This is a genomic window from Longimicrobium sp. (genome assembly GCA_036387335.1).
Classification (GTDB): domain Bacteria; phylum Gemmatimonadota; class Gemmatimonadetes; order Longimicrobiales; family Longimicrobiaceae; genus Longimicrobium.
This window is the reverse complement of record DASVTZ010000106.1, coordinates 1-12878: the sequence shown is the minus strand read 5'-3', so window position 1 is coordinate 12878 and position 12878 is coordinate 1. Positions and strand designations below refer to the sequence as shown.

The 12878-nt window shown below is 70.7% G+C and carries 15 protein-coding genes; 7 read left to right on the top strand and 8 right to left on the bottom strand.

Going from position 1 to position 12878, the window contains the following annotated elements; translation table 11 throughout:
• Positions 1-170: 170 nt before the first annotated feature.
• The 6 genes from VF647_09755 to VF647_09730 all read right to left on the bottom strand — a co-directional run bounded on the left by VF647_09755 (position 171) and on the right by VF647_09730 (position 5138).
• The gene (locus tag VF647_09755) at positions 171-1031 is read right to left on the bottom strand and encodes an RNA polymerase sigma factor RpoD/SigA (protein HEX8452370.1); all 861 of its coding nucleotides are present in this window, start codon (positions 1029-1031) and stop codon (positions 171-173) included.
• Positions 1032-1253: 222 nt separating this feature from the next.
• On the bottom strand, positions 1254-2525 hold the full coding sequence (gene fabF / locus VF647_09750; GenBank protein ID HEX8452369.1) for a beta-ketoacyl-ACP synthase II: 1272 nt from the start codon (positions 2523-2525) through the stop codon (positions 1254-1256).
• A gap of 97 nt (positions 2526-2622) precedes the next feature.
• Entirely contained in the window at positions 2623-3096 is a 474-nt protein-coding gene (locus tag VF647_09745; protein HEX8452368.1) for an SRPBCC family protein, read from the bottom strand.
• A gap of 1 nt (position 3097) precedes the next feature.
• Positions 3098-4171: a M42 family metallopeptidase gene (locus VF647_09740; protein HEX8452367.1), complete on the bottom strand. Its 1074-nt coding sequence runs from the start codon at positions 4169-4171 to the stop codon at positions 3098-3100.
• A 19-nt stretch (positions 4172-4190) separates the two neighbouring features.
• Positions 4191-4382, bottom strand: coding sequence for a hypothetical protein (locus VF647_09735; GenBank protein HEX8452366.1), 192 nt, complete (start codon positions 4380-4382; stop codon positions 4191-4193).
• A gap of 132 nt (positions 4383-4514) precedes the next feature.
• Positions 4515-5138 (bottom strand): CoA pyrophosphatase, encoded by a 624-nt coding sequence (locus VF647_09730; protein HEX8452365.1) that lies wholly within the window; start codon positions 5136-5138, stop codon positions 4515-4517.
• Between the two features lie 106 nt (positions 5139-5244).
• On the opposite strand from VF647_09730, the gene ilvA reads away from it, so the two are divergent.
• From ilvA to VF647_09715, 3 genes are all read left to right on the top strand, one after another.
• The gene (ilvA, locus tag VF647_09725) at positions 5245-6453 is read left to right on the top strand and encodes a threonine ammonia-lyase (protein HEX8452364.1); all 1209 of its coding nucleotides are present in this window, start codon (positions 5245-5247) and stop codon (positions 6451-6453) included.
• On the top strand, positions 6450-6755 hold the full coding sequence (locus tag VF647_09720; GenBank protein HEX8452363.1) for an HNH endonuclease: 306 nt from the start codon (positions 6450-6452) through the stop codon (positions 6753-6755). Before ilvA ends, VF647_09720 begins: the two co-directional genes overlap by 4 nt.
• A gap of 281 nt (positions 6756-7036) precedes the next feature.
• Entirely contained in the window at positions 7037-7564 is a 528-nt protein-coding gene (locus tag VF647_09715; GenBank protein ID HEX8452362.1) for a hypothetical protein, read from the top strand.
• A 242-nt stretch (positions 7565-7806) separates the two neighbouring features.
• Here VF647_09715 and hisIE read toward each other — a convergent pair whose 3' ends face one another.
• Positions 7807-8490 carry a bifunctional phosphoribosyl-AMP cyclohydrolase/phosphoribosyl-ATP diphosphatase HisIE gene (hisIE, locus tag VF647_09710; protein HEX8452361.1) on the bottom strand — a complete coding sequence of 228 codons (684 nt, stop codon included), beginning with the start codon at positions 8488-8490 and terminating at the stop codon, positions 7807-7809.
• Between the two features lie 70 nt (positions 8491-8560).
• On the opposite strand from hisIE, the gene otsB reads away from it, so the two are divergent.
• On the top strand, positions 8561-9346 hold the full coding sequence (gene otsB, locus VF647_09705) for a trehalose-phosphatase (GenBank protein HEX8452360.1): 786 nt from the start codon (positions 8561-8563) through the stop codon (positions 9344-9346).
• A 106-nt stretch (positions 9347-9452) separates the two neighbouring features.
• On the opposite strand, the gene VF647_09700 is transcribed toward otsB, so the two are convergent.
• Positions 9453-9611 (bottom strand): hypothetical protein, encoded by a 159-nt coding sequence (locus VF647_09700; GenBank protein ID HEX8452359.1) that lies wholly within the window; start codon positions 9609-9611, stop codon positions 9453-9455.
• Positions 9612-9766: 155 nt separating this feature from the next.
• On the opposite strand from VF647_09700, the gene hisZ reads away from it, so the two are divergent.
• From hisZ to hisD, 3 genes are read left to right on the top strand one after another with little or no spacing between them, the layout of a single operon-like run.
• Entirely contained in the window at positions 9767-10747 is a 981-nt protein-coding gene (hisZ, locus tag VF647_09695; protein HEX8452358.1) for an ATP phosphoribosyltransferase regulatory subunit, read from the top strand.
• On the top strand, positions 10744-11388 hold the full coding sequence (hisG, locus tag VF647_09690; GenBank protein HEX8452357.1) for an ATP phosphoribosyltransferase: 645 nt from the start codon (positions 10744-10746) through the stop codon (positions 11386-11388). The genes hisZ and hisG overlap by 4 nt, the downstream gene beginning before the upstream one ends.
• Positions 11389-11393: 5 nt before the next feature.
• Entirely contained in the window at positions 11394-12689 is a 1296-nt protein-coding gene (gene hisD / locus VF647_09685; GenBank protein HEX8452356.1) for a histidinol dehydrogenase, read from the top strand.
• Positions 12690-12878: the final 189 nt, after the last annotated feature.

Here is a 12878-nt window from a genome sequence, read left to right as displayed (position 1 = left end):
GGGGCGGAGGCAGGCACGGGCGTGATAAATCACGCCCCCACGGGGCATTGAATAAATATGCATGCCGGCCTGAGGCCTGCTGCGGTGGGCTACCCCACAAACGCAAACCCCCTCCCCCGGGCAGTGTCGGGGGAGGGGGATGCGTCGCGGAGCGACGCTGGGGGTGGGGGCTACGATACCGCCCAGAACCCTTCCAGCGCGGCGCCGTCCGGGCTTTCGCGGAGCTTCTCGAAGGCGCGGTTGCGGATCTGGCGGATGCGCTCGCGGGTCACGCCCAGGAGAGAACCGATCTCCTCCAGGGTGCGCTCCTCGCCCTCGTCCAGGCCGTAGTAGAGGTAGAGGATCTTGCGCTCGCGCTCCGTCAGGTACTTCTCGAACATCTTCTCGAGGAACTCGCGGCGCGCCTGCGCCTCCACCTCTTCCTCGATCTCGTCCGACTCGCTCCCGGCGAAGCGCTCCCCGAAGGAGGCGCTGTCGCGGTCGCCGCGGTCCAGCGGCGCATCCAGCGAGAGCTCGCTGGCGGCCACGCGGCGGAGGGCGCGGATCGTGTCCACCGGCTCCGCCATCTCGTCCGCGATCTCCTCGTCCGTCGGAGAGCGGCCGAGCGTCTGGGTGAGCGCCGTGTCCACCCGCGACAGGCGCACCAGGTTGGAGTTCTGGTTCAGCGGGATGCGCACGGAGCGAGTCTGCTCCGCGAGCGCCTGCAGAACCGTCTGGCGGATCCACCACACGGCGTAGGAGATGAACTTCACCCCCTTGTCCGGATCGAACTTCTTGACGGCCTTCAGCAACCCTTCGTTGCCGATGCACACCAGCTCTGCCAGCCCAAGGCCGCGGCCCTGGTACTTCTTCACGTACGAGATGACGAACCGCAGGTTGGCGGTTACCAGCCGCTCGGCGCAGGCTTTGTCGCCGGCGCGCGCGCGGTGGGCGAGTGCTCTCTCTTCCGCCGGATCATCGATCAGCGGGTACTTCTCCACGTCGTGCAGGTACTGGTCGAAGGAGTCGAGTGCCCGGGAGCTTAAGAACATGTAGACTCGTTCCTTTCAAAACAACGAAAGCAGCGACGCCTCGTTGGTGTTCGAGGCGTGCTGCTTTCTGGTGACGCCCTCTAGGGCAGTCTCTGCGAGAGTCCCTTCATAGCGGGCGAATCTATGTTGTCAATAGGGGATTGTAAACCCCCTCGTGTGGACGGCGCGGCTACCGCCCCTAGCGGTTCACTCCGTCCACGGCCCAAGGGAATGCGCATCCGTTTACTCCGGCGCCGGCCCGAAGACCAGCGCGGCGTTGATTCCGCCGAAGCCGAAGGAGTTGGAGACGACGTAGCTCACCGGCCGCTCCGCGCCTTCGCCCGTGACGTACGGCAGGTCGCATCCCTCGCCCGGCGCTTCCAGGTTCAGCGTCGGCGGGATCCAGCCGCGCTGGATGACGAGGGCGCTGATGGCGGCCTCCACCGCCCCCGTGGCGCCCAGGCAGTGCGCGTGGTACCCCTTGGTGCCGCTCACCGGCACGGCGTCCGCGTGCTCGCCCATGACGGTGCGGATCACGCGGCTTTCGGTGCTGTCGTTGAGCGGGGTGGACGACGCGTGGGCGTTGACCCAGTCCAGCTCCTCGGGCGCCACGCCGCCCACCTCCAGCGCGCGGCGCATGGCCCGCACCGCCTGGGCCCCGTCGGGACGGGGCGCCGTCATGTGGTGCGCGTCGTTGGAGGTGCCGTACCCCAGCACCTCGGCGTAGATGCGCGCTCCGCGTGCCCGGGCGTGCTCCAGCTCCTCCAGCACCAGCACCGCGGCGCCCTCGCCCATCACGAAGCCGTCGCGCTCCGCGTCGAACGGACGGGAGGCGTGCTGCGGGTCGTCGTTGCGGGTGGACATGGCGCGGATGATGGCGAAGGCGCCGTAGCAGAGCGGCGCGAGCGGCGCCTCCACTCCGCCGGAGAGCACCACGTCCGCGTCGCCGTCGCGGATCAGCCGCCACCCGTCGCCGATGGCGATGGCGCCGGACGCGCAGCTCATCCCGTTGGTGGAGTTGGGGCCGGTGAAGCCGAACTCGATGGCCACGTTGCACGACGCGGCCCCGTTGAACACCGCCAGCGCGAGCATGGGGTCCACGCCGCGCACGCCGCGGCCCACGTAGCTGGTGAATTGCGTCTCGCCGTACGCCACGCCGCCCAGCGCGCTCCCCATCTGCACGCCGACGCGCTCGGGGTCCTCTCCTGCGGGGTCGAGCGCCGCATCTTCCAGCGCCTGGCGCGACGCGGCCACCGAGAACTGCGCGTAGCGCTCCATGCGCCGCGCGCGGTTGCGCTCCATGTACGTCTCGGGGTCGAAGTCGTCCACCTGCGCGGCGATGTGCGAGCGGAAGGGGGTCGGGTCGAAGCGGCTGATGCGCCGCACGGCCGACTCGCGCTTCCTGAGCCCGTTCCACATCCCCTCCACCCCGGTGCCGATCGGTGTGATGGCCCCGATCCCGGTGATGACGACCCGCCGCGGCGCCGAACGCCGGTCTTCTGAACGCTGGATCATGTGCTCGCTGCCGAGGGGAGCCTCGCGATGAAACGACGGCGCGGGCCGGCCGCCTTCTCCGTCCCGCGCTGATACCCCGCACCCCGCCGTTCGTGCGTCACGGCGCTTCCACCGCCCTCTTGATCCCCACCAGCGTCCTCGATGCGACGTGGTGGATGAAGACGGGACCGATTACGGCGTCACCTATAACGCGGCGTCCGGCGCCTGGGAGGGGCCAGCGCGGGCCCGAGTCCCACTCGTGCACGATCTTCACGCGCGTGGTGCCGTCCGGCAGGCCGGTGAAGCTCCACTCGACGTCCATCCCGGTGGTGATGCCGTCCACGTGGCGGTAGAGGACGACGGGGCGCGTCTCGTCCACCGTCATCTCGCTGACCCACCAGACGGGCCAGGGGAGCGGGCCGAAGTCGCGCCGCGCCGCCATCTCCACGCGCCCGGTGCCGAAGCCGTCCTTGCGCTGGAAGCGGACCCAGCGGTAGTGCGGCAGCCATTCCGGCCACCGCTCCACGTCCGCGCCGAAGCGGAAGCAGCGCTCCGGCGTGGCGTTGATGACGATCTCGTCGACGGTCAGCACGTCAGCGCGGCATGAAGTCGGTGTCGTCCGCGATGCCGCGGCAGAAGGCGGCCATCAGGCGGACGACGGCCTGCACGTCGTCCAGCGAGACGATCTCGTTGGGCGAGTGCATGTAGCGGTTGGGGATGGAGATGACGCCCGTGGGGATGCCGCCGCGCTGGAGGTAGACCGCGTCCGCGTCGGTGGAGGTGAACTTGGGCGAGGCCTGGATGGTGTAGGGGATCCCCTCGCGCTCCGCCGTTTCCGCCAGCCGCTCGAAGACCATGGCGTGGATGGCGGAGCCGCGCCCCAGCACCGGGCCGCTCCCCAGCTTGTGCTCGCCCACCTGCTTCTTTTCGATCCCCGGCGCGTCGGTGCTGAAGGTGACGTCCACCACCAGCGCCACCTGCGGATCAAGGTGATAGGCGGAGGTGCGCGCGCCGCCGCCGTGGTAGCCGATCTCCTCCTGCGTCGTGGCGACGGCGGTCACCTCGGAGCGCAAACCATCAACGTCGCGCGCAAGGTCGCGGAGCGCCTCCAGCACCACGAAGGCGCCGATGCGGTTGTCGATGGCGCGCGAGGCGATCAGCCCGTTCCCCAGCTCCACCAGGCGCGCGTCCACCACGCCCGGGTCGCCCACGCGGATGCCCCGCGCGGTGGCGTCGTCGCGGTCGCGCGCGCCGACGTCCACCCACAGCTCGTTGAGCTTCGAGGCCTTCTCCTTCTCCTCCGGCTTCATCAGGTGGATCGGCTTCTTGCCGACCACCCCCAGCACGTCGCCGCGGCGGGTGAGGAAGCGGATGCGCTGCCCCACGAGCACCTGCGGGTCCCATCCGCCGATCCCGTCGATGTAGAGGAAGCCCTCTTCATCCACGTGCGTCACCATCACGCCGATCTCGTCGATGTGCCCCGCGAGCATCACGCGCGGCCCCGCGCCTCCGACGGACGCCATCGAGTTGCCGTGGACGTCGGAGGTGACGCGCGCGCCGGTGGATTCGGCCTCGGCGCGCCACACGCGGGCGGCGGCGGTCTCGAAACCGGAGGGACCCGGCGCGTCCAGCAGCCGTTTGAGGAACTCGAAAATGCGGTCTTCCATTATGATGTCGGAATGAAGGTCAGCGGCGGTCGGTCTCGTTCGCGGCCTCGGCGGCACGGCGCGCCACCTCCGGAGTGTAGGCGTGGTAGAGGTGCTTGACCAGCACTTCTTCCGCGTACACCTCGGGGGGGAGCTCTTCCAGTGCCGCGAGCGCGCGCAGGGCCTCGGCCTGGCGCTCGGTCAGCTGGAGCTTGAACGGCTCACGGGGCATCGGTTCTCACGTCGTATGAAGGCTGCAAACGGGCGCAATCGTGCGTTCAGTGCGGCCGGCGGTGCGCAGGGTGGCACGGGCGCGATAAATCGCGCCCCTACGGATTCGCGCAGCAGCACGGGTCCCACCCGCTCACGGCATGCCATCCCGGAGCTGCTCCGCGTCGTCGACGGTGGAGTAGAGCTCCAGGAATCCGCTCAGAATGCGATGGGTGAGCCCCCACACCAGGTGCCCTCGGGCGCCGTACGCGGGAAAGGACATCACCGTGCCGTCACCCATCTCGTGCAGGTACTCGGCGGCGGCGCCGGGCTCGGACAGCTCGGCGAGCGTCACCCAGATCGCCAGCGCCACCTCCTCGTTCGGCTCCGCCTCGGTGCCGGCGGGGACGGCGAAGACAAAGGGCGCCACGGTGATGCGCGGCGCGCGGTCGCTCATCGGGGTCAGCACGTCCAGCGGGCCCAGGAGGCGCCCGGCGGCCCGCACGTCGATCCCCACCTCTTCCAGCGTCTCGCGGGCGGCGGTGGCGGCGTCGTCCTCGTCGCCGGGAGCGGCGCGGCCGCCGGGGAGCGCCATGTGGCCGGACCACGGATCGCCCTCGCGCTCGGCGCGGCGGATCAGGAGGAGCTCCAGGTCGTCTTCCACGGGGCGCACCAGCAGCGCGACCGCGGCGGAGGGGACCTCGCCCTCCACCTCCACCGTGCGCGGCGGGCGCGCCGCGATGGCCCGCGCCAGCCCTTCGATCCGCTCGTCTTCCACGCCTCTCCTCCGCTCCACCCCGCGCCTTGCCCACGGACGGGCGAGAGGTTATCACATCCCGTTCGCTTCGGCAACGTTTCGCCCTTCAACGCACCGGCAATTCACGATGGTCGAGCTATCCGACATCGAAGCCGCCCGCGCGCGCATCCACGGACAGGTGGTGCTCACCCCGTGCACCCCGTCCGAGATCTTCGGCGAGATGTTCGGCGGGCACGCCTGGTTCAAGTTCGAGAACCTGCAGCGCACCGGCTCGTTCAAGGAGCGCGGCGCCCTCAACCGCATGCTGACGCTGTCGCCCGAGGAGCGGGAGCGCGGCGTGATCGCGGCCAGCGCCGGCAACCACGCGCAGGGCGTCGCTTATCACGCCCAGCGCCTCGGCATCCCGGCCACCATCGTGATGCCGGAGCGCACGCCGCTGGTCAAGGTGAGTGCTACGCAGGGGTACGGCGCGCGCGTCATCCTGCACGGCTCCGTGTACGACGAGGCGATGGCCGAGGCGCTGCGCATCCGCGAGGAGGAGGGGCTGACGCTGGTCCACCCCTTCGACGACCCGGCCATCATCGCGGGGCAGGGGACGATCGGGCTGGAGTTGCTGGAGCAGTGCCCGCAGATGGACGTGGTGGTGGTGTCGGTGGGCGGCGGCGGGATCATCGCGGGGATCGCGGCGGCCATCAAGTCGGTGCGGCCCGAGGTGCGGGTGATCGGCGTGGAGGCGGGCGTCCTTCCCGCGGCGCTGCGGGCGCGCGAGGCGGGCGAGGTGGTCACCATCCCCCCCGCCGAGACGATCGCGGAGGGGATCGCCGTGCGCAGGATCGGCGACCACACCTTCGCGATGATCGAGGAGTACGTCGACGAGCTGGTCACGGTGAGCGAGGAGGAGATCGCCAGCGCCGTCCTCCTGCTTCTCGAGCGCGAAAAGACGGTGGTGGAGGCCGCCTGCGCCGCCGCGGTGGCCGCCGTCGTCTGCGGCTACGTCCCGGGGCTGGAAGGGAAGAACGTCGTGATGGTGCTGAGCGGCGGCAACATCGACGTGTCGCTGATGTCGCGCATCATCGAGCGCGGGCTGATCCAGGACGGCCGCCTGGCCCACCTGGTGGTGCGCCTCCGCGACCGTCCGGGCGCGCTCGCCGCTCTCACCGCCGCGCTCGCGGAAAGTGGCGCGAACGTCGTGAGCCTGGACCATCGTCGCGGCACGGGCGGGCTCTGGCTCACGGAGGCGGAGGTGGGTCTGACGCTGGAGATGCGCGGCCGCACGCACGCCCAGGACCTCATCCAGATGCTGACGGACCGCGGCTTCACGGTGCACCGCGAGTGACCTTTGCGATGGAGTCGCTGCGCGAGCGGATCTTTGCGCGCGACGGGTACCGCTGCGTGTACTGCGGCGGCGTCTTCCCCGCCGAGGAGCTGTCGCTGGACCACGTGCAGCCCCGGATGCGCGGCGGCGACAACTCCGAGGGGAACCTGGTGACCGCCTGCAAGCCTTGCAACACCCGCAAGGGCGCCATGCCCGCGTGGGCCTTCCTGGCCGAGCTTCCAGAGGAGCGCGCCAACTTCCTGCGCTACGCCGTTCACGTCTGGCCGCGCCACCTGCGCGCCATCAAACAGGCGGCGCGCTGACCCCTTCGGGCCGGCTTCGGCTCCCCTCCAAAAGGACGGGGAGCCGCTTTTTTGCGCTGAAACAGGGCCGAACGGCGTGGTTGCGGGGATCGGCTCAGGTGGTGTGCATCAAGTTTGTAACAGTTTGCTGAAGGGGGCCCTTTGCACCGCCGCGGTGGCTCCGCCCTTGCATGGCGCGATCCCGGGTACCGCGGGATGGCGCAAGAGGTTGCGCCGCGGCGGAGTGTGGGGGGTTCGCAGTGAAAAAGGGAGGGGCTGTGGCGCGCAGCAGGATGATTCACATGGAGCGCACGCTTGGTTTCGCCACACGTTTCCTGGACGAAGTGCGGGACGACATAGGGCAGGCGGCCCTGGGCGGGATGGACACGCCGCCGCGCATCCGCAGCGTTCACGAGGCGCCGGGGCACGCGACACCGGAGTTCAGGACACTCAACATCCCGATGCCGGACGGGATCGGGGGTGCATCGCCGGAGATCCTTTCCGGCGCGATCGCGCGGTTCGCCGCGGAGAAGAAGCCGGACCGCCTCCTCCTGGCCCTGGAGGCGCAGATGGACGGGTCTTCGGTGCTGATCGCCGAGGCGCGCGACCGGGCGGGGACGAGGATGTTCTGGGTGCAGCCGTTTGCGGTGGCCGGTACGCGGGTGCTGTGGAGCGAGCCGCTGGACGGCGGGTGGCGCGACCCGGGCGACGAGGAGATGATCCTGGACGCCTCCTTCAAGGGCCGCGCGCTTCCCGAGCTGGGACGCGACGTCCTGGTGGCGGTGCGGAAGCCGCAGCGGAGGCTGGAGCCGGCGATGCCTGCGCGGTGATCGGTGGGGTTGGGTGAGGGATGCGGGGTTTGGGATGGGGGTGCGGCAGCTTTCCGGGAGGAGCCGGGGGGCTGCCGCTTTGTGTGGGGGGTGGGGGGCTGGCGCCGGGGCACCGGGGGATAAATCCCCCGGCTGGAACTACGCGAAGACCGCTGAAGCGGTCTCGTGAGCGGCTATCAGTCCGCGAAGGCGGATTTTGTGCGGTTGTTGCCGCGAGTTTACTCGGCGGGCGATTCAGGGCTTCAGGTTCCGTCGGAGGCGCGGCGGGGCGGGGGGGCGGTGGAGCCGGGGCGGGGGGCGGCGCCAAAGCGGCGGTCCAGCTCGGCGTAGACGGCGGCGAAGGGGAGGCCCTGCGCCTGCCAGAGGACCAGGATGTGGAAAAGGAGGTCGGCGGTCTCGCTGGCGAGCTCGGCGGAGTCGCCGTTCTTGGCGGCGATGATCGTTTCGGTGGCCTCTTCGCCGACCTTCTTGAGGATCTTGTCCGTGCCGGCGTCGAACAGGTACGTGGTGTACGAGTCCCGCGGGCGCTCGTCGTGGCGGCGCGCGACGATGTCCTGCACGCGCGCGAGCACCGGGCGCGGGTCGGGGGCGGGGGCGAGGTCGGGGCCGTCGGCGACGCGGTGGAAGCAGCTCCGCTCGCCGGTGTGGCAGGCGGGGCCGCTCTGGCGCACGCGGTAGAGGATGGCGTCGGCGTCGCAGTCGATACGGACGTCTACCACCTCCTGCGTGTTGCCGCTCGTCTCGCCCTTGATCCACAGCGAGGCGCGCGAACGGCTCCAGTAGTGGGCGCGGCCGGTCTCGGTGGTCAGGCGCAGCGCATCGGCGTTGGCCCAGGCCAGCATCAGCACCTCGCCCGTCGCCGCGTCCTGGGCGATGACGGGCACCAGGCCCCGCTCGTCGAACTTCAGGCCCTCTGTCCAGGTCATGCGTCGCGTGGCTGCGGGGATGGGCTCGTGAATGCGGGCGGAATGATAACGGAGCACGGGAGCGTTCGGAATGCTGCCTCACGCGCTGGAGCGGGTCCCGGTCTGGGCCGCTGGATGGAAGGAGCACGGCCAGCTGGTGCTCCTCCTGGATTTCGACGGCACGCTGGCGCCGATCGTGGAGCGCCCCGAGCTCGCCGCGATGCCCGCCACCACCCGCGCCGCGCTCGACCGGCTGATGGCGATGCCCGGCGTGGAGGCCGCCGTCGTCAGCGGGCGCGGCCTGGCCGACGTGCGCGAGCGCGCTGCGATCCCCGGCATCGCGTACGCCGGCAACCACGGGATGGAGATCGAGGGAGCCGGCCTGCACCGCATGCACCCCGAGGCCGTCGCCGCGCGGCCGGCGCTCGAAGCCGCGGCGCGACGCATCGAGCCGGAGCTGGCGGGCATCCCCGGCGCCTTCCTCGAAGACAAGGCGATGACGCTGAGCATCCACTTCCGCCAGGCCCCCGCCGAGCGCCACGCCGACGTGCGCGCGGTCGTGGAACGCGGCGCGGGCGACGGGCTGCGGGTGACCTCCGGCAAGATGGTGCTGGAGGTGCGGCCGCGGGTGGAGTGGGACAAGGGGAAGGCGGTGCTATTCCTCCTGGACCAGATGCGCCCGCCGCCCGGCGCCCCCGTCCTCTACCTGGGCGACGACCGCACGGACGAGGATGCCTTCCGCGCCCTCGCCGGCCTGGGCGGCGCGCACGAGGGCGTGCTGATCGGCGATCCGGCCGTCGCAACGGCGGCGCGGTCGTACCTGCGCGACCCGGCGGAAGTGGGAGCGTTGTTCGCGGCTATGGCGGAAGCGGCCTGAGACGACGCGGGCCGAGACGCATGCAACCGCCCATAAAACCCAAACCCCCTCCCCCAGGCAGTTATGGGGGAGGGGGATGCATCGCGGAGCGACGCTGGGGGTGGGGCTACACCGGCTTCCGCCCCGTGATGATGCGCCAGGCGATGATGATCACCGCGATCACCAGGAGGATCCACGCGACGCTCTTGAGTGCGGCGAAGATACCGCCGACGCCGAGCAGGGCCAGCACCAGCAGGATGATACCGATCAGGAGGATCAGGTCCATGTTCGCCTCTTCAGCAGTGCGTTGGCTGAGATTACCGCGGCTGTCGCTAATCGTACAAGGCAACGGGCGTGCCAGGGTGCAAGTCGTGGCGTAATCATATGTTGTGTTTCCTTTGGTTGCCGGCCCGCGGAGGCGCCCGTATCTTCCCCCGCCTTATGCCGAACACACGTATTTCGCACGTGCCGCCCGGGTCGCAGGACCTGCTCGCGGGGGACGTGCGCCGCCGCCGGCGCGTGCAGCGCAGCTGGTTCGCGCTGGCCGAGGAGGGCGGCTACGAAGAGGTCATCCCCCCTACCTTCGAATACGAGGAGGTCTTCACGCGCAGCGCGGGGACGGAGCTGGCTTCGCGCCTGATCCGCTTCGTGGACCGCGACGGGAGCCTCGTCGCCCTGCGCGCCGACTTCACCTCGGCGATCGCGCGGGTCGTCTCCACGCGCCTGGCATCCGCGCCGCTGCCGCTGCGGCTGTGCTACGCGGGCAAGGTGTACCGCCAGCAGGCCGAAGGGATGGGGCGCCGCCGCGAGACCTTCCAGCTCGGCGCGGAGCTGATCGGCGACCCGTCTCCCGCGGCGGACGTGGAGGTGCTGCGGCTGGCGCTGCGCACGCTGTGGGCGCTGGACATCCGCGACTTCCAGGTGAACCTGGGCGACATCCGCTTCGTGTGCCCCCTGCTCGCCGGCCTCTCGCCCGACGCGGCCGAGGCGTTGCGGACGGCGGTGGATCGAAAGGACCGCGCGGCGCTCGCTGCCGGTGCGCGTGAGATCGGCGCGCCGGCGGCCGTGGCGCGTGCCCTGATCGAGCTTCCTGAGCTGATCGGGCGGAGCGACGTCCTCCTGCGCGCCCGCTCGCTGGCCAGCGGCCCGGATGCCGAGGCGGCCATCGAGCGCCTGCGTGCCGTCGATGCGCTGCTGACCGAAGAGGAGCGCGAGCACGTCGTCTATGACCTGGGCGAGATCCGCGGGCTGGGATACTACACGGGGATCCAGTTCGAGGTGTTCGTGGCGGGCGTGGGGCGCGCGATCGGCTTCGGCGGGCGCTACGACGGGCTGCTCGCCCTCTACGGCGCTGACCGTCCCGCTGTCGGGTTCGCGCTGGAGACGGACGAGCTGGCGGACCTGCTGGTGGAGGAAGGATGAGGCCGCTGCGCATCGCCCTCCCCAAGGGGCGGATGATGGACGAGGCGCTGACGCTGTTCGACGTGATCGGCGCATCGGTGGACGAGTCGGTGCGCGCGTCGCGGCGGCTCATCCTTCCGTCGGCGGATGGGAGGTTCGAGTTCCTCCCGGTGAAGAGCGGCGACGTGCCGACGTACGTGGAGTCCGGCGTAGCGGACGCGGGCGTGGTGGGGCTGGACGTGCTGGGCGAGAGCGATCCGGACGTGCTGCGCCCGCTCGATCTGCGCTTCGGTGGATGTGGGTTAGCGGTGGCCGGGCCCGCCGATGCCGCGTACCCCGACCTCGCGCACGGACGCACGCCACGCGTGGCCACCAAGTACGTGGAGAGCGCGCACCGCTTCTTCGCCGCGCGGGGGATGCAGGTGGAGCTGATCCACATCTCCGGGTCCGTCGAAGTCGCGCCGCTGCTGGGCCTCTCGGACTGGATCGTGGACCTGGTGCAGACCGGGCGCACGCTGGCCGAGAACGGGCTGGTGGTGTTCGAGGAGATCAGCCGGTCCACGGCGCGCCTGATCGTCAACCGCGCGAGCCACAAGCTGCGCCTGGAAGAGCACCAGCGCCTGATCGCCGATCTGGCGGGCGCGCTGGAATCCACCGCCTGATTTCGATGCCCGCGATCCGCACGCTCCACGTCCGCCCGCCGTTCGACGAGCTTCGCGCCCTCGCCGCCGCCGCGTCCACCGACGACCCGGCGCTCCGCGAGTCCGTGGCCGCCATCGTCCGCGACGTCGCCGCCCGCGGCGACGATGCGCTGCTGGAGTACACCGCCCGCTTCGACCGGCTGGAGGTGCCCCATGCATCCGCGTTGCGCGTGGGCGCGGACGAGCTCGCCGCGGCGGCGGACGACATCGAGCCGGAGCTGCTGGCTTCGCTGCGCGCGGCCGCATCCAACATCCGCGACTTCCACGAGAAGCAGCGCGAGCACGGCTTCCTCGACCTGCACGCGGATGGAAGCGTGCTGGGCCAGCGCGTGGCGCCGCTGCGGCGCGTGGGGATCTACGTTCCAGGTGGGCGCGCGGCGTATCCGTCGTCCGTGCTGATGAACGCCATCCCCGCCTCGGTGGCGGGCGTGGATGAGATCGCGATGGTCTCCCCCGCGCCCGGCGGCGAGATGCTCCCGGTGGTGCTGGCGGCCGCACACGTGGCGGGAGTGACGGAGGTGCTGCGGATCGGCGGGGCGCAGGCGGTGGCGGCGCTGGCCTACGGCACGCAGACGATCGGCCGCGTGGACAAGATCGTTGGCCCTGGCAACAAGTGGGTTGCCGAGGCGAAGCGCCAGGTCTTCGGCCGGGTGGACATCGACATGGTCGCGGGCCCCTCCGAGATCCTGGTGATCGCGGACGACACCGCCGATCCGGTGCACGTAGCCGCGGACCTGATCGGCCAGGCGGAGCACGACCCCGACGCCATCGCCTGGCTGGTGACGACCTCCGCCGCCCTCGCCGAGCGCATCCCCGCCGAACTCGACCGCCTCCTGGAGCGCAACCCGCGTCGGGAGGTGGCGCGAGAGGCGCTTGAGACGAACGGCGCTATCATCGTCGTCCCCGACCTCGCCGCCGCCGCGGCCGCCGCGGATCTGCGCGCCCCCGAGCACCTGGAGCTGCTGGTGGCCGAGCCGATGGCGCTGGCGGGCCGCATCCGCAACGCGGGCGCCATCTTCCTGGGCTCCTGGTCGCCCGAGCCGATGGGCGACTACTTCGCCGGCCCCAACCACGTGCTCCCCACCGGCGGCAGCGCGCGATTCGCGTCGCCGCTGGGAGTGTACGACTTCGTGAAGCGCACCTCCCTCATCGGCTACTCCCGCGAGCGCCTGCACGCCCACGCCGCCCACGTCATCCGCCTCGCCGAGTCCGAGGGGCTGCACGGGCATGCGGAGGCGGTGCGGGTGAGGATGAACAGATAGTGCGTGAGTGCGTGAGTGCGTTAGTGCGCTGGGTTCGAACGCACTCACGCACCAACGCACTAACGCACTTTTTCACAGGAACCAGACCGCAATGCGAGTCCTCTACGCCGTGCTCTGCGAGCACGCCGACGAGCGCCCCGACGGGCGCATCGACATCGAAGGGATCTTCCACCAGCTCTACGCCCCCGG

Bases quoted from the DNA above. Each gene is read 5' to 3' on its own strand.
- VF647_09700 (HEX8452359.1), bottom strand. From the start codon at position 9,611: ATGGACCTGATCCTCCTGATCGGTATCATCCTGCTGGTGCTGGCCCTG.
- hisZ (HEX8452358.1), top strand. From the start codon at position 9,767: ATGCCGAACACACGTATTTCGCACGTGCCGCCCGGGTCGCAGGACCTG.
- hisD (HEX8452356.1), top strand. From the start codon at position 11,394: ATGCCCGCGATCCGCACGCTCCACGTCCGCCCGCCGTTCGACGAGCTT.
- ilvA (HEX8452364.1), top strand. From the start codon at position 5,245: ATGGTCGAGCTATCCGACATCGAAGCCGCCCGCGCGCGCATCCACGGA.
- VF647_09735 (HEX8452366.1), bottom strand. From the start codon at position 4,382: ATGCCCCGTGAGCCGTTCAAGCTCCAGCTGACCGAGCGCCAGGCCGAG.
- VF647_09755 (HEX8452370.1), bottom strand. From the start codon at position 1,031: ATGTTCTTAAGCTCCCGGGCACTCGACTCCTTCGACCAGTACCTGCAC.
- hisG (HEX8452357.1), top strand. From the start codon at position 10,744: ATGAGGCCGCTGCGCATCGCCCTCCCCAAGGGGCGGATGATGGACGAG.
- otsB (HEX8452360.1), top strand. From the start codon at position 8,561: ATGCTGCCTCACGCGCTGGAGCGGGTCCCGGTCTGGGCCGCTGGATGG.
- hisIE (HEX8452361.1), bottom strand. From the start codon at position 8,490: ATGACCTGGACAGAGGGCCTGAAGTTCGACGAGCGGGGCCTGGTGCCC.
- VF647_09740 (HEX8452367.1), bottom strand. From the start codon at position 4,171: ATGGAAGACCGCATTTTCGAGTTCCTCAAACGGCTGCTGGACGCGCCG.
- VF647_09715 (HEX8452362.1), top strand. From the start codon at position 7,037: ATGGAGCGCACGCTTGGTTTCGCCACACGTTTCCTGGACGAAGTGCGG.
- fabF (HEX8452369.1), bottom strand. From the start codon at position 2,525: ATGATCCAGCGTTCAGAAGACCGGCGTTCGGCGCCGCGGCGGGTCGTC.